The following is an 18,358-nucleotide window of genomic DNA, read 5'->3' as shown; positions in this document are numbered from 1 at the left end:
GGAAGGCACAACGACTCGGTTCGCCGAGTAAACGACTCGACCGGATGACAGCGGTCAGCGGCCACTGGCTCTGTACCCGAGAAGGGCAGCAGATGTTCACCACTTCGGGAGGCAGTCCCGGAGGCCGCGGCGTGCGAATTGTTCACGAGCTGCGGCAGCGTCGGTTGCCAGCGCTCAGCGACGGTACGCGGCTGTCGCGATCTCGATGAATGATCGGATCAACGGGTTGGTGTCACCTTCGTTCCACACCGCTACCACTCGGCTCGGCGTCATGTCGGCCAGCGGTACCACGGCCAGCTCCGCGGGCAGGTCATGTCCGAGCGGGGTCAGGCCGACCGTGCCGTTCCACAGCACGGCTTGCAGGCATTCCTGGACGGCGCGCACCACTGGTCCCTCGCGTGGCCTGCCGCCGCTCCAGTACGACTGCCAGATGGGGTCGGTGCCCTGCGGGAACTGGAACCAGCGGCGGTCGCTCAGCTCGGCCAGCCGCAGCCGGTCGCGGCTGGCCAGCGGATCGTCAGCGCGCAGGACCACACCGACCGGATCGGTCCTCAGCGCACGCACCGTCAGGGCCGTCTCGTCGAACGGCGCCCGGGTGAGGGCGACGTCGACCCGTCCGGCGCGCAGCCCGCACGTCGGGTCGGTCAGATCGGTGTCGCGGATGCGGATGTCGATGCCGGGGTGGTGTCGGCGGTAGGCCCCGGCCAGCCTGGACACTCCCGGGTCGGTGCCGTCGCCCAGGATGCCGACGGTGATGGTCGCGACGCCGACCGCCGCGCTCACACGTACACGGACGCGGTCGGCATGGTCGAGTAGGGCTCGCGCCTCCTCGAGCAGCACGGTGCCCACCGGAGTGAGCGTGACGCCGGCAGGCGAGCGGGCGAAGAGCAGGGCCCCGACATCGGCCTCCAACTGCTTGATCGCCCGGCTCAGCGGCGGCTGACTCATGTGCAGTCGGGTGGCGGCCCGGCCGAAGTGGAGTTCCTCGGCGACCGCCACGAAGTAGCGCACGGTTCGTAGCTCCACACTGCAACGATACCCACGAGGTATCGGCGCCGCGGGACAGGTCTTGGACAGCCCTGGGGCCCCGGCGGTGAACTCGTGAACATGACCGAAGAAACGAAGACCGGCGAGCCGCAGGCCGACCCCGCCGTATCGGTGATGGGTCCCGGCGATGGCGAGATGATCGTTCTGGGTACCACACGCATGCGGGTTCTGGAGGACGGCAGCCACACCGGGCATCGCCTCGCGATCGCCGAGTCCGTCCTCGCCCCGCATACCCAGGGACCACCGCAGCACCGTCATGGCCAACACGACGAGGGCTTCTACGTCCTGTCCGGCACCGTGCGGTTCACCGTCGGGGACGAGGACTACGACGCCACCACGGGCACGCTCGTGATGGTTCCGCCCGGCACCCCGCACACCTTCGCCAACCTGACCGACCAACCCGCCGTCATGCTCAGCACATTCACCCCCGACCTGTACGTGCAGTACTTCCGAGACCTCCAGGAAGTACTCGCCGACGGCCGGCCGCTGACGCCACAGGCCAACATCGACGCGATGAACCGCTACGCGACCGAGCCCGCCACCGACCTCACCTGAACCCGACGGGACGGAACGGCCCGGCCGCCCTCCCCTCGACCAGCAGGGCCGTGGCGCTCCCGCCTTTCATGTCCGGACCCCTCGGACGACGGACCGGGCCTTCTCCAGGGGCTTGCCTGGCAATCGACGCAATCGACGGGCCCCACGAATTGACAGAGAGGGATGCATTACTGGTCAACCTGCGGGCTGAACCGGGTGCCGCATGTGGTCGTACACGTGACCGCAAGCCTCCCAACACTCAGGAGAACACGTCATGAGGAAGAAGAAGCTCGGCTGGACCCTCGGCGCGGGTGCGACCATGACCCTCGGCCTGGGCGTCGCGGCCTCCGGGCTGTCCAGCGCGAACGCCTCAAGCCCGGACATGTCCGCCTCCACCAAAACGCACCCGGTCAAGGTGGAGGTCCTCGCACCCAAGAGCGGGGACAACGCGGGCGTGGAGGGCAAGGGCTGGTTCGTAGACCTGAAGCTCTCCTTCCGGGGGAAGACCCTGGCCCAGACCGGCTTCAACGGGCTCCAGCTCACCGGCCCGGCCGCGCACAACAACATCGCCCCCTTCCCCGGCACGTTCTCCACCGGCCAGGACGACAAGATCCCTGGACTGGTCGTGCTGGACTCCACCACCAACAGCACCCTCCCCGGCTTCTCCGGGCCCGGCACCAACCTGGCCAACCTGTTCAACCTCTCCGGCGTCACCAACCGCACCCCGCACAAGACCGAACTGTGGGACAGCTGGATCGTGGGCGCCCCCATCGCGGGGCAGAATGTCGACACCACCCTGACCGTGGCCGTCGTCGACGACCTCAACCACGACGGCATCTACGACGACGCGCCCAATGCCGTGAAGGACCTCAACGGCGATGGGAAGACCGACGCCAAAGACCTGGAACTGATGGGCGTCGCCTCCAACATCGTCACCGTCCCCTTCCACATCAACGCCGACCCCGCCTGATCCCCGCCAGGTCAGGAGGGCGCCGCCGCTGGGCAGGTGAACGCCTGCGCGTGCGCCGCGGTGCGCGCTGGTGCTGATGAGACGGAGCGACGACGATGTCGTCTCGGCCGTCTTCGTCTGCTCCGTACGTGGTCCCCTGCGGACACCCGTCACTCGGCCGCAGACATGCCTGGGCACTTCCTGGGCACTTGCTGGGCTCGTCAGTTCCCCGGATACATCGTTGCCGGCGCACGCCCGGCCATGCCGAAGACCGCCCCTGCCCGCAGTGGTATCCCTCTCCGCGGGCAGGGCGTCCGGTCTCAACTCTCTACGTCCCGTCGCACATGACTGCCAGACGGGGTGGGGCCGACACCCGGCCCCACTCCATATGAGGAGCTACGCTCATGAACTCCCCGAATACCCGTGTGGCCCTGGTGGCCTCCACGGCACTGCTGGTCGCCTCCGGCGCAGCGCCGAGCGTCACCGCCGCCCCTGCGCCTGGGCACGGTCGCACCTCCGTGGCGCTCGCCTGGTACGACACCACAGCTGACACGATCGCGAAGGCTGGCTCATCACTCGCTGCAGTGACCAACAGCCGTACTTGGGCGGTCAGTTGGATCGGGGCGGCGCGGGCCTTGCAACACGTGCCGCCGGGGGTCGACCGCAGGGACTACCAGGACGCGGCGCTGGCCGCCGCGGTGCACCGTGCCCTGGTCGAGCTGGTGCCTTCCCGTGCCCCGGAGCTGGATGCCGCCCTCCAGCAGACCTTGGATCAGACCCCCGACGGCCCGGCCGAGACCTTGGGCACCGCAGCCGGCGAACACCAGGCGCTGAAGGCCCTGCACGAACGCGAGGGAGACGGGCTCGACGCGGCCTCGGTGAACGCGCCCTTCACCCTGCCGCCGGGCGCGCCAGGCGTCTGGCAACCCACCCCGCCCGCGTTCGCCCCCGCCATCCAAAACGGCAGCCGGTTCGCCCAGCCCTTCCTGCTGAAAAGCGCCGGCCAGTTCCGACTGCCCGCGCCTCCCGCTCCGACGTCCAAGCGGTACCAGACCGACCTGAAGGAGGTTCGAGACTTCGGCGAACTGAACAGCACCGTACGCACCGCGCGGCAGACCGACACGGCCAACTTCTGGTTCGACTCCTCTCCGGCCCTGTGGACCAAACCGATTCGCGTCGCGCTCGCCGCAACCTCCCACCAGCCGCTGCTCAAGCAGGCCGAACTCGTCGCCCTGGTCAACGCCACGCTGGTGGACACTCAGATCGCCACCTCCGACAGCAAGTACACCCACCAGCTGTGGCGCCCTGTCACCGCGATCCGAACCGGCGTCGGCGAGATCCCTGCCGACCCGTCATGGACCCCGCTGCGCACCACCCCGGCGCACCCGGACTACCCCAGCGGCCACAACACCTACGCAGGTGCGGCGGAAACCGTTCTCACCGCCCTCGTAGGACCGCGCACGGCCCCGTTCACCCTGACCAGCGCCACCGCACCAGGCGTCGTCCGCACCTACACCGCATGGCACCAGCTCACGCTGGAGAACATCGACGCGCGGGTCTGGCTGGGCATCCACACCCGACTCGCGGACGAGGCCGGGGAAAGACTGGGTACCGATGTCGCCAGGTACGGCCTGGACCACGCCCAGTCGCTGTTCCAGGAGCACTGAGTGGGGGTTTAGAGGCGGCACCGTTCAGGTGGAAGCGGACCGCCTCGATCTTCGAGGCCACGCCCAGGGCCTTGAGATCCTCTTCCTCGACGCGCCCGTCACCGTTCGCATCCTTCACGGCGGCGGGCGCGTCGTCGTACACCCCGTTGTGGTCGAGGTCGTCGACAACGGCGACGGTCAGGACGGTGGTCCGTGAAGGGGGTTGTCACGGTGACCCTGTTCCTACGGAACATCCTCGTTCCCACTCTGACCTCCTCCGATGACCGGTTCCGGTGCCGTGTACGCCCGGTGGTGCCATCCGTTTCACCGGTCGCGGAAGATAGATCGGGACTGAGTGTTCAGGGACGCAGTTCGAGCAGGGGCTTGCCGTTCTGGGTCGCCACGCGCATCATCACGACCCGGTCGCGCGGTATCGAGGACGCGCCGCGCAGGCGTGCGCTGCCGTTCGGTGTAGAGGCCCAGACGGCGGCCTGCTCACGGTGTCCGTTCCGGTCGACGACCCATGCCACGAAGCGATCGCCGCGTGGCATGCCCTCGATGTGCAGGGCGACCTCGGTCCCCCAGGGCCGCGCTTCGAGGCTGCCGTGGCCGCTTGCGGAGCTGCCCGCCATCGCGATCAGAGGTTTGCCGTCCGCGCCAGGTCCGGCGGACCCGCTGGAGTGGTCACCGTTCAGGGCGACCATGCCGACCGCGCCGCCGCTGAGGACCAGGGCTGCCGCGGCCGCAGCGGCCGCCAAGGCCAGGCGCGGGCGGCGGGTCCAGGGCCCGCGGCGGACGGTGGCTCGCTCCGCCCGCTCCGAGCGGGCGGAGGCGATCAGCTCGTCCCACATCGGCTGCGGCGGCGGGACGGGCTGCGGCGGTGGCCCCGCCTGGTGGAGCAGTCCGGGCAGGACGGCGTACTCAGACAACTCCTCCCGGCAGGAGTCGCACCGCGTCAGATGAGATTCCAGCCGCTCCCGGTCCCCCGCGCCCAGGCCGCCGAGCACATAGGCCCCGAGCAGCGTCCGCAGCTCCTCGTGCTGCTGCCCCAGCTCTGTCATCGGACCACTCCCATTTCCTCCAGCACCGTTCGGAGCGAACGTACGGCGTAGTACGCCCGGGACTTCACGGTCCCGGCGGGTATCCCGAGCTTCTCGGCGGCCTCGGCGATGCTGCGCCCCACGTAGTACAACTCGACGATCGTCGAACGGTGCTCGGGAGAGAGTCGTTCCAGCGCCTCGGTCACCAGCCAGCCATCGAGCATCCGCTCGAGTTCGTCGGCAGCCGCCGCGGACTGCATTGCCTCGTCGTTCTGGATCAGGCGCGGCCGACGCTGCTCGGCGCGCCACTGGTCGGTCAGGATGTTGCGCGCGACCGAGAACAGGTAGGAGCGCGGATTGCCCTGGTGCGGGTCGATGGCATCCAGATTCCGCCAGGCCCGCAGAAGCGCCTCCTGGACCACGTCCTCCGCACGCTGCCGGTCGGACACATAGCGCAGTACGAAGGCGTGCAGAGCTCCCGCGTGTTCGTCGTACAGCGCGCGCAGCAGGTGTTCATCCGCCGTCATGGCCCACTTCCGGTCCGCCGATCATTAGGTCACCACGGGGGTGTACGTCGGGCTTGCGCCCGCGGTTCACGGCGCCGTCGGGTCGCACCGAGCGGCAGCACGCGGTGCGGCTGGATCGCCACCAACTTCCAGTGCACCCACCCAGCGCCTCGTACCGGTCGGCCAACCGCAGGGGCCGGGCTGCGGGGCGCCCGGCGTGGGCGCGGCTGTGTCCGGCCCGCCGCTTCCGAGCGCGAGGTCGGCTGTGGAACATCGTTGGGAAGGTCGCTCATGGCGGGCAGCTGCACGGCCCATTCGTCGCGGCGGGCAGGCGTCAATGCGAGAAGAGCAGCCATGCGGCATCAACGATGGAGAACCGATGCGCTTCCGCGTACTCGACCCAGAGGGTCACGACGGCGTGCGGTGTTCGACATCGATACCGCTGTACTCCGACTCCCCGCTTTCAAGCACACGGAGCAGGAAAGCCGTGACGACGCGTGTGCTACGGCCGATCCATAGGCACCTCGGTGCGCGGCGCTCCGGTGTGCTCCAGAGCCTTGCGGGCAGCGAGATAGCCCGCAATTTTGAAGGCCAGCTCGTGGGAGCCGAATGTCTCGGCGCGGGCCTGCCGCAGCACCACCTTGGTGGCGGTCACGACACCGTGCTCGGGAAAGCTCAACTGTTCCTTGATCCCCGCGGCGACTGCGCCGAAGAAGGGCGGCAGATCCCCGGCGGGTTCGTACTCCACCGTCAGCCCCTCGGCCACTTCGAAGGAAAAGCCCTCGGCCGCGGGCTCGAAGTCCACCGTGATCTCCGCGAAATGCGGTGCGCAGTTCTGCCGTTGATGGAGCACGCGCACGCCACGGATCGGGTACGGCGGGAACCGGGTCGGCACTGACGTCATGCCGCAACGCTATCCCTCCGTGACGTGCGCCTGTCCTTGTGACAACTCTCGTGCTTCGGCGCAGCGGCCCGCCCCGCTGAGCCGAAGCACGTCAGGGCCTCCCGGGACGGGGCGGGTCGGTGATGGCCAGGCAGGTGCTTCAGGCGCCAGCGGGCGGTGATGGTCCCGGATTGCCGAAGCCCGCACCATCGCTCAGGCCAGCGGGACCCAGGGCACAGCCAGAAAGCCAGATCGAGCGGGCTTGCGCGGCCTGGAACCTCGCCGCCCTCATCGCGGCCGACTACGGCATGCCCGGCCTCGCAGCAGACCTGTGCCGGAGAGAGTTCGGCACCTTCCGTGCGGCGTGGCCGGTTACCGGCCGAACCGCGATGCGTTCTTCCGCTCCCGACTCGGCACGACCGCGATTGACCTCGCCGACAATGTGTGTCCCACGGCAGCTAAGGCCGTGTGCGTCAGGCTGATCCGTGATACCGCATCGTCTGACGATGCCTTTACCGCTCGGGAAGTCCTGCGCCACAACTCGACCCGGAGCCATATGACGGCCGACGAGGAACACACCTTGAGTGCACTCGTCCGAGAGGCTGGCCTTGGTCGCGGAGCTATCCCTCCGTCATTGCTCGCCAGCCTGATGGAATCAGTCGAGATCGCTGCCACCAGCCTCACCGGAGCCCTTGGGGTGTCCGCGTAGACCGATCGAACCGCCCCCTCTCCGCGAAGCGGGCTACCGGTTGGGTGATCTTCGAAGTACCGGAGGACCGCGAGCCCTGGTGGGGGTACGCCGGATGGTGGGGTTCGCAGCAACACGTGAGCGGGTTCAACGGGCCGATGGGCCCCTACCCGAAGCGTCAGCCGCCGGGCGTATTCACCGACGAGCGGTGTGAGGGTGGCGCCGACCGGCCCCCGGCGGATCCCTCCGGGGAACAGCCCACGCCCAGGACGAAGGAGGGAGCGATCCGGCGGTACGAGCAGTACGTACCTCCACGCCTTGGGCCGGGAGGACATCGACACGGTCTGCGAGGTGGCCGGGCCCGCGGCGAAGAAGGCGCAGGACCAGGGGTACGGTCCGTGCACGTCGACGTACGCCGTCGTGTTCCAGATGATCTCGCCCGCGCAGAAGAAGGCGCTCCAGACCGCGACGGTCGACCCTCAGCGCGTCGTCGTGCAAACACCCGACAGGGTCGAGATGCCGGTCGAGGCGGTCAGGGCCTCGGCCACCTTCTCCGAGAGCGACCTCGGCAGCTACACCTTGGAGTACATCAAGGGCAAGTGGTACATCACCGACTGAAGCCGGCCCGACGAGCCGTGTGTACGGGCCGTCCTCTCGCTCGTCGGACAATTCGCCCGACGCGCACGTGGTCGGCGATGCCGCTCGCGTTCCCGGCGTTGCTGTTGCGCCGGGATAAGGCCAAAGACGCGGAACTGCTGGTGCTGCGACACCAGAACACGGTGCTGCGCACGCAGCACACGAGGCCCGTGCGGTACGAGTCGGCGGATCGGCTGTGGTGCGCGGCGCTGTCGTCGCTGATCCCCCCCGACCGCCAGCAGTGAGGTGGCTCCGGTCAGTACGGCACACGCGCTCAGCGCGAGCACGGCGGCCAGGGCGTGGAGCACTCCGCGCGGGTCACGCGGGTCGGGCACTTCGGCCAGCCGCTCCAGCAGCCCCGGGATCTCCTCGGAGCGGGGTTCGGGCTGCTCGCGGAGTGGGTCAAGAGCAGCCGGGATCGGGGAGGGTGTGTCGACAGGCACGGTCTTCCACTCGGATCACGGGGTGTCGAGAACTCCATGATCTTCGAAGCCCGTGCCTGTCTGTCGGTGTGTGGGCTCAGGACTTGGTTGACGTTTTGTCGTTGGGAGATGTTTGACGGGATCGCGGGCTGGCCCCAACTCCGGTGACGCGCGGCGCGCACCTGCGCGAGCTGCCTGGCCTCCCTCGACGAACAGCGCTGTGGGCAGGTCGGACAACGCCTGGATCCGCACCTAACCGAGTGCCGACGGGTGCTCGGCTGGACGGCGTCCCCAGGCCGAGATCAGCGGCGCGAGTGTCAGGTCGAGTTTGCCCGCCTGGATGGCGGCCAGGTGCGCGTCGATCTCGGCGTCGTCGGCCAGGCCGGCCGCGAGCAGCTCGCCGCGCACGTGCCGGATGGTCGCCGCCTCCAGCCGGTCGCAGGCCAGCCCGCCGACCGGGAAAAAGCCCCCCGCGGCGACATCAACCAAGCCGGCCTCACGCAATGCCCGCGGCAGTGTCCGGCCGTAGCGCAGGTCCGCGCCGCGGCGCGTCAGCAGCTCCCGGACCGCGTCACGCAGCCGGTTGGCTCGCCGCTGCGCAGGGCCGCTGTCGTCCAGGCATGCCAGTGGCTGCAGAGCGGTATCGGCGTCCTCGACCAGCAGCCAGCCGCCGGGCCGTAGCGCTGCCGCCATCGTGGCCAACGCCCGAGCCCGGTCGGGTACATGGACCAGCACGAGCCGGGCGTGCACCAGATCGAACGTCCCCGGCTCCGGGGGCGGGTCGGCTGCGACGTCGTGCTGGCGCACCTCGTACCCGTCGCCTGTCTTCAGCCACGACGGGTCGATGTCCGTGGTCAGCACGTGCCCGGTCGGACCGACGGCCGCCGCGAGCGCCTCCGGGATACTGGGGCCACCGGCCCCCACTTCCCAGCAGCGCGAGCCAGCCCTGACCCCCAGTCGATCGAAGTGCCCGCGCGTCACACCGTCGAACAGCTCGGCCAGCCAAACGAATCGCTCGCCCGCCTCGGCGCGCGCGTTGTCCAGCAGGTACCCGCGGGCGGGAGCGGACTCTCCACCGAGCCCGGTAGTCCCGTCTATCGGATCCGGTCGGCCAACAACGTGCGGCGGGCGGGTCGAGGAGGTCATGACTACATGGTCAACCTTCCCAGGCCGCCAGCGCCACGACGACGGGAGAGGGATGTCTCACACAGCCAGCCAACCCCGCACGTCCTACAGCACGGTTCTGCACCGTGACGCGCCGGAAGGTCGGCTACGGCCGGTTCGACCTCGTACTGGACGCCTTCGATCACGACGTGAAGTCGGGGCCAGCGGATCCAGCAGGGCACGTCCCCGTTCATGACGGGTGGTACCTCTTCTCCGGTTCGGGATCCGGGGCTGTCCGGCACTGTCTTACGCCCAGGGCTTCCCACCCGACAGACCCTCATGAACCGGACACCATCCGACTACGCCGAAGCCCTGCACAAACACCCGCGACGGGTTTCCCGAAACGGCACAAGCTTGACCGACTCCGCAGCACCGCAAGCCAGCTGTAACCACTCACGACCCGCTTGGCACACTATTTTCATCAGCCTGTCCCGGTCGGCCCTATCACAACGGCACACCAGAGACCGATACGGCACTCACCCCCTGGGAGTGCCCCGTCTGCCGCCCGGAACCAAGGGGCTTTGCCCCGCCTTGATGTGGCAAGCATCTGGCGACCGGAGAGCCCACACGGCGACTGCCTGCGGAAACGACCGCCGGATGCCGCCAACGCAGCCAAGCCTCCCCCGTCGCATGGGGAGCACGAAGCCGTGCTCCCGCCCAGAAAAGGGGTCGGGAGCCGTCAAGGGGTTCTTATGCCTCTCGACGACGAGGACATTCATACCGGCAGGGCGACCTCGGCGCCCTACGGTTGACAGCACGCACAGCTGCGCACTACCGCGCACTAGGTCGACCGGATCGGGTGACAGACAAATCTGACAGACTTGCCCCGTCTGCGAGTTGGGAGCATGAGGGCCCCCAGAGGGCTCCCCATCGCTCCCAGCCTGGGAACGACAAAGGCCGCTCCCGCTACCCGCGGAAACGGCTTGGTTGCAGCGGCTCGACTGAAGGCGGCACTGAGGGTTTAAATGAAAGGAAGTCCCGTTCCAGCTAGTTCAAGCACTAGTCACGACCGTCCCACTATTTCCGAATTGCCCGGTGGTGGAGACCTGGTCAGTGAAGTTGTTTGGCTGTCGCGGACCGGGGTAGCTTTTCGCGCATTCACTGGTTGTCGCGGATCGGTGAACGGTCGCCCAAGTTAGCGGTTGTCGCCCAAGTTAGCAATTATCGACTTGTGAGGAGACACGGCCGGGTGGTTACCAGCGGCGAACAACAGCATGTGCAGCGTCGGGGGATCTGGGCGGTCCGCGCGGCGCGGCTATTTGACGGGCATACGTTGCGACCGGGGCGCCCACTTGTGCTCATCGATGGTTCGCGCATTGCAGGTGTCGATATGACGGGAGCGCCTCCTTCTTCCGACCTGCGTGTTCTGGATCTTGGTGATGCCACGCTCTGCCCAGGGCTCATCGACTCTCACGTACACCTTGCTTTCGACCCCGACGACAAGTCGAAGCAGGCGATGGCAGAAGAAGACGATCACATCACCTTGGCGCGCATGCGCGTCCATGCCGGACACCAGCTGCGGGCGGGTGTCACCACCGTACGGGACCTCGGCGATCGTCGTTTTCTTGCCATATCGCTCCGGGACCACTACACGGCAGGGACGGAGATAGGGCCGGAGCTCCTCGCCGCCGGACCGCCCATTACGCGAACTCGCGGACACTGCTGGTTCCTGGGCGGCGAAGCCGACGGCATCTCGGCCGTGGAGGCCGCAGTCGAGGAGCGCGTCGCACGCGGCGCCGACGTAGTCAAAATCATGGCAACCGGTGGCGTGATCACCCCTGGATGGGGGCCGCACCAGTCACAGTACTCATTTGACGAACTCGCAGCAGTGACCTGGGCAGCCCATGCACACGGCAGACCGGTCACAGCACATGCTCATGGTCGGCAGGGAATGGCTGATGCTGTCGCGGCCGGCGTCGACGGTATCGAGCATGCCTCCTTTTTTACCGAAGACGGAGTCGAACCCGATTGGAGGACCGTTGAGGCCGTGGTGGAGGCAGGCATCTTCATCGGTGCCACCGAAGCATGGCTCCCGACAGGCACGATGGTCGCACCACACATGGCCAAGCGCGTAGAGCAGCGAAGCGCGAATTTTGCGCGGATGCACCGCGAAGGGGCGCGGCTGGTCTGTTGCTCCGACGCTGGTGCCGGTCCCCGCAAACCCCACGGCGTGCTACCCCACGGAGTCATCCACTTCGGCTCGCTCGGCCTCACCAACACCGAAGCCCTGGCTTCGGCCACCACCCTCGCCGCGCAAGCATGTGGACTGGCCGATCGCAAAGGAAGGATCGCCGTCGGTTACGACGCCGACCTCATCTCAGTGGCTGGCAATCCCCTGGACCACCTGGAAACCCTGCTCGATGTCCGAACCGTGATCCGAGCTGGAAGGATATTCAAAGGCTAATACTCCAGCAGGATTTCGCTGTCTGACCTGTGGGTTTGACTGGGCGGCTGGAGTGTAGCGGGCCATGGAGCGGTGAGGAGCGGTCTTATGGAGGCCGCCCCTCGTACGTGTGCCGTCGCCGCTGGTAATGGCAGTGCCGGGGAAACCTGTGGGGCTCGGCTATTCTCGCCCGCTCGGATGCCTCGAAGGACACAGGGATTTTGATGCTCCGGCATCAACTCGCCATCGCACGCCGTGCCCAGCCACGGCCGCGCTTCTCCTGGAGCGACAGGGCTGCACATCGCCGACATCACCCGACCGCGACCGGCCCCTGGATCACCCAGCAAGCACGGCCCAGCGCAGGCCACCATGCTGCCGGTCATTGAGATCGACCGGCATCCGACAGGGCAGTAGCGCTCAACGGCCCAGCCGGTGCCGAACGTAATCTGGCTGGGCCGCACCGACCTCGATGCGGTTCTCGTCGAGGCCGTTGACGATCCGCAGGCAGTCTCCGGCGAAGACGAACTCCACCGCTACCGTTCCGGCCGCCAGGTCACGGTCTGCTGGCCGCCACTCAAGCAGCGCGACCTCGCACAGCTCCTGGCCGACAAACGGCTCCAGGCGTTCATCATGGTGAGACCACTGAGGCGTGAGCTCGAACCACTCCCACCCGGTGATAGTCGCCCCAGTGTCGATCGTGTCCCAACCGATCGAGAGTTCATCGAACTTCGAGTGGGAAACCTCTACCTGAACGCCGTCGAAGTCCAGCACCACCGGGCATTCGGCGAACCAGTCTCCGTCCTCGACGAAGCGCACGAGGGCGAACCCTGTCAGCCGCCTCTCAGCGAGCGCTGCCAGACCTGATTCGTGCGCCTGTCGAACCGCCTCGATCCCGACCAGGAAGGACGGCTTGAAACCAGAGAGCCCCATGTCCACAGCAGCGAGTCTCCCGGCCTTCAGCCCGCCCGGCCAGCCCCCCGAGGACCTGGCCCACATCTCGCCGTACCTGACCGAGCACATCCGCCGCCTCGGCGAGTACTCCACCTACGAACTCGGCCTTGAGCCCGAGGCGTACGAACCGCACCTGGACGTCGACTTCAGCGCGCCGCGCGGCGAACGGCCCCGGCGCGGACGGCTACGGCCAGGCAGCCTGACCACCCATGCCAGGTCACTACTTCAGCGGCAGCGTGATGCCGTCCGGCACCAGCGCCATGCACACGCACGCGCACTTGGATCGGCGAGTGTGCGGCCGGTGTAGGAGGTCGAAATACTGATCTTGCGCCACGAGGTCGCGACCCTGCGTCGGCAGGTTGCTGCCCCGATGCCGACATGGGCTCACCCCACCCCCGCCTGGGCGACCCAGCAGGCCCGCCAGTTGCACTGGCAACTCGACGACCGCGCAACCAAGTTCACCCACCTGGTCCGCGACCGGGGCACAAAGTTCACGGCCGCCTTCGATGCCGTCTTCGCCAGCGAGGGCATCACCGTAGCCAAGATCCCTCCGAGGAGCCCCAACTGCGACCCGCACGCCGAGCGGTTCGTGCACCCGGTACGTGAAGAAGTGCACTGACCGCCTGCTCATCTTCCACCGCGGACACGCCGAGAAGATCCTCCACGACTGCGCCCGGCACTTCAACGGCCACCGACCCCATCAGGGCCGAGATCAGCTCGCGCCGCTGGACGCCCCAGACGTCATCCCCCTGCCGTCAACCCGGATCGAACACCGACAAGCCGTTGCCGGACTCGTCAACGAGTACCGCAGCGCCGGCTGACCACCCGACGAAACCCCGGCGCACCGGCTATGAAGCCATTCTGAAGCGGTACGGTGCGGCGTTGGCGGAGTCCATCTGTGCCCCGAACGAGCCGGGCCGTCTCGTTGAAGGCCTGGAGAAACCCTCCACTGCGGGCGGCTGAGTAGGGGGCGGAATGACAGCCTCCGGCTCTGGCGTGGGCCAAGCAGGCAAGTCCCCCGGACGCGGGGGCTGCTTACTGTCCGGGCTGCTCGTCCGGGTTCGTGTTGATGTGGGTGTCGTGGGGGATGTCCGCCCAGGGATTGACGGGTACCGGGCTGGTATTTCGACCGTGGTCATCGAGTAGCCAGCCCATGCGTTTGCTCATGCGCAGGACGATGGCGCGTTCGGTCAGTGTCAGCGTGGGGAAACGTTCGGCGAGTCTGGTCTCCAGACGCTGGCTGTCGCCAAGGGAGCGCAGCCAGACGATGACGAGCAGGTTGTCCGTTCCGGTGATCGCGGCGCACATCCTGATTTCCGGCAGTGTCAGCAGCGTCTGAGCGATCCTGTCGAGTTCGTGGGCAGGGACGCGGGCCCAGAAATAGGCGTGCACGGGCCAGCCGCTGATGATGTCGGACACTTCGCAGCGGAAGGACACCAAGCCCTCTCGGGCCATGCGTTCCAGGCGCCGCCGGGTGGTGGACACGCTTGTCGAGGTGAGGGCGGCAAGTTCGGCGGCTGTCCGGCGGCCGTCGGAAGACAGGGGAAGCAGAAGATCGCGGAACCCTTCGTGGGACGTCCGGCTTCCTGGAGAGGTTTGCGGGTTGTGGCGGGTCAGGTGGGCGCGCTGGTCGGGCGAGAGGGCTTGGAGCCGCCACTTGTTGCCTTCGCTGTAGAAGCGGGTTGCGGTGCGGGTACGGGTGCCGCGCACTCCGGGCAACTGGCTGACGTAGTCCAGCACGAACCGCGACAGCGCCTGAAGGTCGGTGAACAGGGCCACAAGGAACAGGTCGCGGCCGCTGGCGACCTGGGAGACCGAGGCGATCTGCGGCACCCCGGCGAGCACGTCCACCACCTGCTTCCGGGCGGTGGGTTGACAGTCGACTTCGATGAAGGCCAGACAGCGCTGTTCGGTCCACAGCGCCAGGTTCGGGTAGGCGGTCACCCAGACGACGCCCTGTTCGGTCATGCGCTCCCAGCGCCGCGCCACAGTGGCCGAGTGGAGGCCGAGAACCTTTCCCACTTCGGTCCAGGTAGCCCGCGGCGCTATCTGCATCACATTGATCAGCGACAGATCAGCTTCGTCGAGGCTGAACGAATCTTGCATTGGATCGCACCCTGTGAACGTTCCTGCTGATTTCGGCGCTGCTGTCGCGCGCCTGTCCACCCTAGGGACATCCGCCGTTCGGCACCATGCCCAAGCCTCTGGAGGTGCATCCGCTGTCATGGCGATCTGTGAGGATGCGACTGCGTTGCGCGATGATCTGGTCCGGCTGCGCCGCAGCCTGCACACCGATCCCGAGGTGGGGTTGGTCCTGCCGCGCACCCAGGAGAAAGTGCTGGAGGCGCTGGACGGCCTGCCACTGGAGATCTCCACGGGCGGCCGGCTGTCCTCGGTCACGGCAGTGCTGCGCGGAGGGCGGCCGGGACCCGCGGTGCTGCTCCGGGCGGACATGGACGCCCTGCCGGTGACGGAGCGCACCGGTCTGGAATTCTCCTCCGCGACACCGGGCGTCATGCACGCCTGCGGCCACGATCTGCACACCACGATGCTGATCGGTGCCGCCCATCTGCTCGCCGCGCGGCGGCGGGATCTGGCCGGCGACGTGGTGCTGATGTTCCAGCCGGGCGAGGAGGGGTGCGACGGAGCCGGGGCGATGCTGGCCGAAGGCATCCTGGAGGCGGCGGGACCCCGGCCGGTCGCGGCCTACGCACTGCATGTGTTCACCACCGACTTTCCCACCGGTGTCTTCATGGCGCGCAGCGGTGCGACCATGGCGGCGACCAACGACGTGGATGTCACCGTCATCGGGGCCGGCGGACACGCCTCGGCGCCGCACCGTGCCAAGGATCCGGTGCCCGCGGCATGCGAGATGGTCACCGCGCTCCAGACCATGGTCTCCCGAACCTGCGACCCCTTCGATCCGGTCGTCCTGACCATCGGTTCCTTCCACGCCGGCACCCGCCGCAACGTGATCCCCGAAACGGTGCGGCTGGAGGGCACCGTGCGCACGTTCTCCACCCGGGCGCAGAACCGGATGCAGGACGCGGTGGTGACCCTCGTACGCCAGATCGCCGCCGCCCACGGTCTGCGGGCGGAGGTTGAGTTCACCAAGCGCTACCCGGTGACTGTCAACGACGAGCGCGAGACCGCCTTCGTCCGGTCCACCGTCACCGAGACCTTCGGCGAGCACCGCTTCCGGCCGCTCGCCCACCCCCTCACCGGCGCCGAGGACTTCTCCCGCATCCTGGGCGAGGTGCCCGGCAGCCTGGTCATGCTGGGCGCCGCTCCGTCCGGTGCAGACCCCTCGACCGTGGCGAACAACCACTCGCCGTATGCGGAGTTCGACGAGGGCGTGCTGTGTGACGGCGCAGCTCTCTACGCCGATCTCGCCACCCGCCGACTGTCAGCACAGCCAGCCGGCGGAGTTGCTTCGGCTCTCGCCTGCTGACCGACCCCCGTCGCTCACCTTGGCCGCCCCCCCGTCGCTCACCTTGGAGGTCCCCTTGTCACCCGCGCCCTCGACCCGCTCGGTGCCCGTCACCGCGCCGGGCCACAGACGCTCCAGCCGAGGACAACGGCGCGCCCTCGTCGGCACCGGCATCGGCAACGCGCTCGAGTGGTACGACTGGCACGTCTACGGCATCTTCGCGCCGTTCTTCGCCCAGCAGTTCTTCAACCCGGACAACGAACTGTCGGCCTTGCTGTCCACACTGGCCATCTTCGCCGTGGGCTTCGCGATGCGGCCGATCGGCGCCTTCGTCTTCGGTCGGCTCGCGGACCGTAAGGGCCGGCGCCTGGCCATGCTGCTCTCCATCGGCATGGGGTCGGCGGGCAGTCTGGCAATAGGCCTCGCCCCCACCTACGCGAGCATCGGCGCCGCGGCCTCGCTGATTCTGCTCCTGGCCAGGCTCATACAGGGCATGGCCCATGGCGGCGAACTCCCCTCTTCCCAGACCTACCTCGCCGAGACAGCCCCACCCGAGCGCCGCGGCCGGTGGACCAGCGCCATCTACGTCTCCGGGGCCTGCGGCATGCTGATCGCCACCCTGCTGGGTGCCGGCCTCGCAGCCCTGTACGGCACGGAAGCCCTGGAGGCATGGGGCTGGCGGGTACCGTTCGTCATCGGCGGGCTGCTCGGCGTCTACGCCCTGTTCCTGCGGCGCAAACTCACCGAGACGCATGCCTTCGACAAGGAGCACACCTCCCACAGTGCGGCCCCGCAGCGCCTGTCCGTGCTGCGCGGCATGTGGCAGAACCGTGCCGCTGCCGGGCGGGTGATCGGCCTGACCGCAGGCTTCACGGTGACCTACCAGGCCTGGACCACCGCTGCCCCCACCTACGCCATCAGCGTGACGAAGCTGGACTCGACCGCAGTGCTGCTCGCCGAGGTGGTCGCACTCTTGATCTTCATCGCTGCGCTGCCGCTGTGCGGATCGCTGTCCGACCGGCTCGGACGCCGACCCAACATGCTGATCTTCGCTCTGGGCATGGCAGTGCTCGCCTACCCCTTGCTGCTCCTGGCCCGAGCGGGCCGAGTCTGGCAGCTCGGCCTGGCCATGACCATCGCCCTGCTGTTCACCGCGATGTGCGCGTCCATCGCGCCCGCGATCTTCGCCGAACTGTTCCCCACCCACGTGCGTACCACCGGCACCGGCGTCCCCTACGCGATCGCCGTGGCGCTCTTCGGAGGAACCACCCCCTACCTTCAGACCTGGCTCGCCAGCCACCACGCACAGAACTACTTCACCGGCTACAACATCGCTCTGCTGCTCGTCAGCGCCCTGGTCGTCCTCACCAGCCCCGAGACACGAGCCAAGCCACTGGAGTAGGCCCCAGCCAGACCAACGGCGGGCCGCGTCCTGCCACCACCCGAGGCGGCCGGGGCCCACCGTCCGGGCCTGTCCACGCCGCGTGCTGGCCGATGTACGGGCGTGGATGTCAGCGGGCAGGGCGCCGGAACCAGTACTTGGATTGCTTCTGGGCGAGTAGGACCAAGATGACGACGCCAGCCACGAACTGCACGAGCACGGCGGGCAGTTGCCGTAGCGAGCCAAATCCCACAGCGATCATCAGCACAGCGATGACCGTCGCGGACCCCTTGCCCTTCCCCTTTCCAAAACGCAGAGCACTGACGAACCCGATGAACACGTGAAGGTTTACCCCAGTGATCATTCCGGACTTCTCCACGTCGCCAGTCGTGGCAGCGATCACGATGCCGAGCAGTGCGAGGCCCGCCGCTATGAAAAAAGTGATCTGCGCGGCTCGGACTGTCCCTGGCATGCCCATTTGTTGCGGCAGACCGCCATCGATCCCGGGGCCATGCGGATGAGGAGCGTTGGGAGCCGGTGGGCCGTAAGCCGTGGGGTAGGGGGACCCGTAGCTTGCATTCCATTCTGGAGGTTGTTGACTGGACATGATCAGCAACCTATCAGCGACAATTTGCTCAACACCAGTTACTCCTACGACAGTTGCCACCCAATGTTCAAAGCCGCACGGGATCTGGAGC

The 18,358-nt window shown here is 67.8% G+C and carries 20 protein-coding genes; 12 read left to right on the top strand and 8 right to left on the bottom strand.

Going from position 1 to position 18,358, the window contains the following annotated elements; all coding sequences use genetic code 11:
* Nucleotides 1-174: 174 nt before the first annotated feature.
* Nucleotides 175-1,026, bottom strand: coding sequence for a LysR family transcriptional regulator (locus tag AC4BEG_RS30850; protein WP_490702942.1), 852 nt, complete (start codon nt 1,024-1,026; stop codon nt 175-177).
* 81 nt (nt 1,027-1,107) lie between these two features.
* Here AC4BEG_RS30850 and AC4BEG_RS30845 point away from each other — a divergent pair, with 81 nt between their 5' ends.
* The 4 genes from AC4BEG_RS30845 to AC4BEG_RS30830 all read left to right on the top strand — a co-directional run bounded on the left by AC4BEG_RS30845 (nt 1,108) and on the right by AC4BEG_RS30830 (nt 4,393).
* The gene (locus AC4BEG_RS30845; RefSeq protein ID WP_490702941.1) at nt 1,108-1,602 is read left to right on the top strand and encodes a cupin domain-containing protein; all 495 of its coding nucleotides are present in this window, start codon (nt 1,108-1,110) and stop codon (nt 1,600-1,602) included.
* A 253-nt stretch (nt 1,603-1,855) separates the two neighbouring features.
* Entirely contained in the window at nt 1,856-2,551 is a 696-nt protein-coding gene (locus tag AC4BEG_RS30840; protein ID WP_490702940.1) for a hypothetical protein, read from the top strand.
* A 383-nt stretch (nt 2,552-2,934) separates the two neighbouring features.
* Nucleotides 2,935-4,197 (top strand): vanadium-dependent haloperoxidase, encoded by a 1,263-nt coding sequence (locus tag AC4BEG_RS30835; RefSeq protein ID WP_490702939.1) that lies wholly within the window; start codon nt 2,935-2,937, stop codon nt 4,195-4,197.
* A 28-nt stretch (nt 4,198-4,225) separates the two neighbouring features.
* Nucleotides 4,226-4,393 (top strand): hypothetical protein, encoded by a 168-nt coding sequence (locus tag AC4BEG_RS30830; RefSeq protein WP_490702938.1) that lies wholly within the window; start codon nt 4,226-4,228, stop codon nt 4,391-4,393.
* Nucleotides 4,394-4,535: 142 nt separating this feature from the next.
* On the opposite strand, the gene AC4BEG_RS30825 is transcribed toward AC4BEG_RS30830, so the two are convergent.
* The 3 genes from AC4BEG_RS30825 to AC4BEG_RS30815 all read right to left on the bottom strand — a co-directional run bounded on the left by AC4BEG_RS30825 (nt 4,536) and on the right by AC4BEG_RS30815 (nt 6,626).
* Entirely contained in the window at nt 4,536-5,237 is a 702-nt protein-coding gene (locus AC4BEG_RS30825) for a zf-HC2 domain-containing protein (protein ID WP_490702937.1), read from the bottom strand.
* Nucleotides 5,234-5,743 (bottom strand): sigma-70 family RNA polymerase sigma factor, encoded by a 510-nt coding sequence (locus AC4BEG_RS30820; RefSeq protein WP_490702936.1) that lies wholly within the window; start codon nt 5,741-5,743, stop codon nt 5,234-5,236. The genes AC4BEG_RS30825 and AC4BEG_RS30820 overlap by 4 nt, the downstream gene beginning before the upstream one ends.
* A gap of 481 nt (nt 5,744-6,224) precedes the next feature.
* Nucleotides 6,225-6,626, bottom strand: coding sequence for a hypothetical protein (locus AC4BEG_RS30815; RefSeq protein ID WP_490702935.1), 402 nt, complete (start codon nt 6,624-6,626; stop codon nt 6,225-6,227).
* 985 nt (nt 6,627-7,611) lie between these two features.
* On the opposite strand from AC4BEG_RS30815, the gene AC4BEG_RS30810 reads away from it, so the two are divergent.
* Nucleotides 7,612-7,911 carry a hypothetical protein gene (locus tag AC4BEG_RS30810; RefSeq protein ID WP_490702934.1) on the top strand — a complete coding sequence of 100 codons (300 nt, stop codon included), beginning with the start codon at nt 7,612-7,614 and terminating at the stop codon, nt 7,909-7,911.
* A 77-nt stretch (nt 7,912-7,988) separates the two neighbouring features.
* Nucleotides 7,989-8,174, top strand: a complete 186-nt coding sequence (locus AC4BEG_RS30805; protein ID WP_490707350.1) for a hypothetical protein — start codon at nt 7,989-7,991, stop codon at nt 8,172-8,174.
* A gap of 429 nt (nt 8,175-8,603) precedes the next feature.
* On the opposite strand, the gene AC4BEG_RS30800 is transcribed toward AC4BEG_RS30805, so the two are convergent.
* Nucleotides 8,604-9,497: a methyltransferase domain-containing protein gene (locus AC4BEG_RS30800; protein WP_490702933.1), complete on the bottom strand. Its 894-nt coding sequence runs from the start codon at nt 9,495-9,497 to the stop codon at nt 8,604-8,606.
* A gap of 1,312 nt (nt 9,498-10,809) precedes the next feature.
* Here AC4BEG_RS30800 and AC4BEG_RS30795 point away from each other — a divergent pair.
* Nucleotides 10,810-11,919, top strand: a complete 1,110-nt coding sequence (locus tag AC4BEG_RS30795) for a metal-dependent hydrolase family protein (protein WP_490702932.1) — start codon at nt 10,810-10,812, stop codon at nt 11,917-11,919.
* A gap of 396 nt (nt 11,920-12,315) precedes the next feature.
* Here AC4BEG_RS30795 and AC4BEG_RS30790 read toward each other — a convergent pair whose 3' ends face one another.
* Nucleotides 12,316-12,828, bottom strand: a complete 513-nt coding sequence (locus tag AC4BEG_RS30790; RefSeq protein ID WP_490707263.1) for a hypothetical protein — start codon at nt 12,826-12,828, stop codon at nt 12,316-12,318.
* Between AC4BEG_RS30790 and AC4BEG_RS30785 the strand changes: the two genes are divergently transcribed.
* From AC4BEG_RS30785 to AC4BEG_RS30775, 3 genes are all read left to right on the top strand, one after another.
* The gene (locus AC4BEG_RS30785) at nt 12,827-13,156 is read left to right on the top strand and encodes a hypothetical protein (protein ID WP_490702931.1); all 330 of its coding nucleotides are present in this window, start codon (nt 12,827-12,829) and stop codon (nt 13,154-13,156) included. The two genes, AC4BEG_RS30790 and AC4BEG_RS30785, sit on opposite strands and share 2 nt — an antisense overlap.
* A gap of 63 nt (nt 13,157-13,219) precedes the next feature.
* Nucleotides 13,220-13,468, top strand: a complete 249-nt coding sequence (locus AC4BEG_RS30780) for a hypothetical protein (RefSeq protein ID WP_490702930.1) — start codon at nt 13,220-13,222, stop codon at nt 13,466-13,468.
* Complete coding sequence (locus AC4BEG_RS30775) at nt 13,452-13,670, top strand: hypothetical protein (RefSeq protein ID WP_490702929.1); 219 nt, start codon at nt 13,452-13,454, stop codon at nt 13,668-13,670. Before AC4BEG_RS30780 ends, AC4BEG_RS30775 begins: the two co-directional genes overlap by 17 nt.
* Before the next feature lie 214 nt (nt 13,671-13,884).
* Here AC4BEG_RS30775 and AC4BEG_RS30770 read toward each other — a convergent pair whose 3' ends face one another.
* Nucleotides 13,885-14,955 carry an Lrp/AsnC family transcriptional regulator gene (locus AC4BEG_RS30770; protein WP_490702928.1) on the bottom strand — a complete coding sequence of 357 codons (1,071 nt, stop codon included), beginning with the start codon at nt 14,953-14,955 and terminating at the stop codon, nt 13,885-13,887.
* A gap of 118 nt (nt 14,956-15,073) precedes the next feature.
* Between AC4BEG_RS30770 and AC4BEG_RS30765 the strand changes: the two genes are divergently transcribed.
* On the top strand, nt 15,074-16,300 hold the full coding sequence (locus AC4BEG_RS30765; protein ID WP_490702927.1) for a M20 metallopeptidase family protein: 1,227 nt from the start codon (nt 15,074-15,076) through the stop codon (nt 16,298-16,300).
* Nucleotides 16,301-16,355: 55 nt separating this feature from the next.
* Nucleotides 16,356-17,681 carry an MFS transporter gene (locus AC4BEG_RS30760; RefSeq protein ID WP_490702926.1) on the top strand — a complete coding sequence of 442 codons (1,326 nt, stop codon included), beginning with the start codon at nt 16,356-16,358 and terminating at the stop codon, nt 17,679-17,681.
* Between the two features lie 109 nt (nt 17,682-17,790).
* Here the strand turns inward: AC4BEG_RS30760 and AC4BEG_RS30755 are convergent, their stop codons facing one another.
* Entirely contained in the window at nt 17,791-18,267 is a 477-nt protein-coding gene (locus AC4BEG_RS30755) for a hypothetical protein (RefSeq protein ID WP_490702925.1), read from the bottom strand.
* Between the last annotated feature and the right edge of the window lie 91 nt (nt 18,268-18,358).

The organism is Streptomyces sp. JLBJ103, from assembly GCF_058215575.1.
Note: the sequence above shows the minus strand (reverse complement) of the source record. Positions and strands in the feature narration are given on the sequence as shown.

Coding starts and splice junctions, on each gene's coding strand:
- AC4BEG_RS30845 (WP_490702941.1), top strand. CDS start 1,108: ATGACCGAAGAAACGAAGACCGGCGAGCCGCAGGCCGACCCCGCCGTA.
- AC4BEG_RS30840 (WP_490702940.1), top strand. CDS start 1,856: ATGAGGAAGAAGAAGCTCGGCTGGACCCTCGGCGCGGGTGCGACCATG.
- AC4BEG_RS30835 (WP_490702939.1), top strand. CDS start 2,935: ATGAACTCCCCGAATACCCGTGTGGCCCTGGTGGCCTCCACGGCACTG.
- AC4BEG_RS30825 (WP_490702937.1), bottom strand. CDS start 5,237: ATGACAGAGCTGGGGCAGCAGCACGAGGAGCTGCGGACGCTGCTCGGG.
- AC4BEG_RS30820 (WP_490702936.1), bottom strand. CDS start 5,743: ATGACGGCGGATGAACACCTGCTGCGCGCGCTGTACGACGAACACGCG.
- AC4BEG_RS30815 (WP_490702935.1), bottom strand. CDS start 6,626: ATGACGTCAGTGCCGACCCGGTTCCCGCCGTACCCGATCCGTGGCGTG.
- AC4BEG_RS30805 (WP_490707350.1), top strand. CDS start 7,989: ATGCCGCTCGCGTTCCCGGCGTTGCTGTTGCGCCGGGATAAGGCCAAA.
- AC4BEG_RS30800 (WP_490702933.1), bottom strand. CDS start 9,497: ATGACCTCCTCGACCCGCCCGCCGCACGTTGTTGGCCGACCGGATCCG.
- AC4BEG_RS30785 (WP_490702931.1), top strand. CDS start 12,827: ATGTCCACAGCAGCGAGTCTCCCGGCCTTCAGCCCGCCCGGCCAGCCC.
- AC4BEG_RS30790 (WP_490707263.1), bottom strand. CDS start 12,828: ATGGGGCTCTCTGGTTTCAAGCCGTCCTTCCTGGTCGGGATCGAGGCG.
- AC4BEG_RS30780 (WP_490702930.1), top strand. CDS start 13,220: ATGCCGACATGGGCTCACCCCACCCCCGCCTGGGCGACCCAGCAGGCC.
- AC4BEG_RS30770 (WP_490702928.1), bottom strand. CDS start 14,955: ATGCAAGATTCGTTCAGCCTCGACGAAGCTGATCTGTCGCTGATCAAT.
- AC4BEG_RS30765 (WP_490702927.1), top strand. CDS start 15,074: ATGGCGATCTGTGAGGATGCGACTGCGTTGCGCGATGATCTGGTCCGG.
- AC4BEG_RS30755 (WP_490702925.1), bottom strand. CDS start 18,267: ATGTCCAGTCAACAACCTCCAGAATGGAATGCAAGCTACGGGTCCCCC.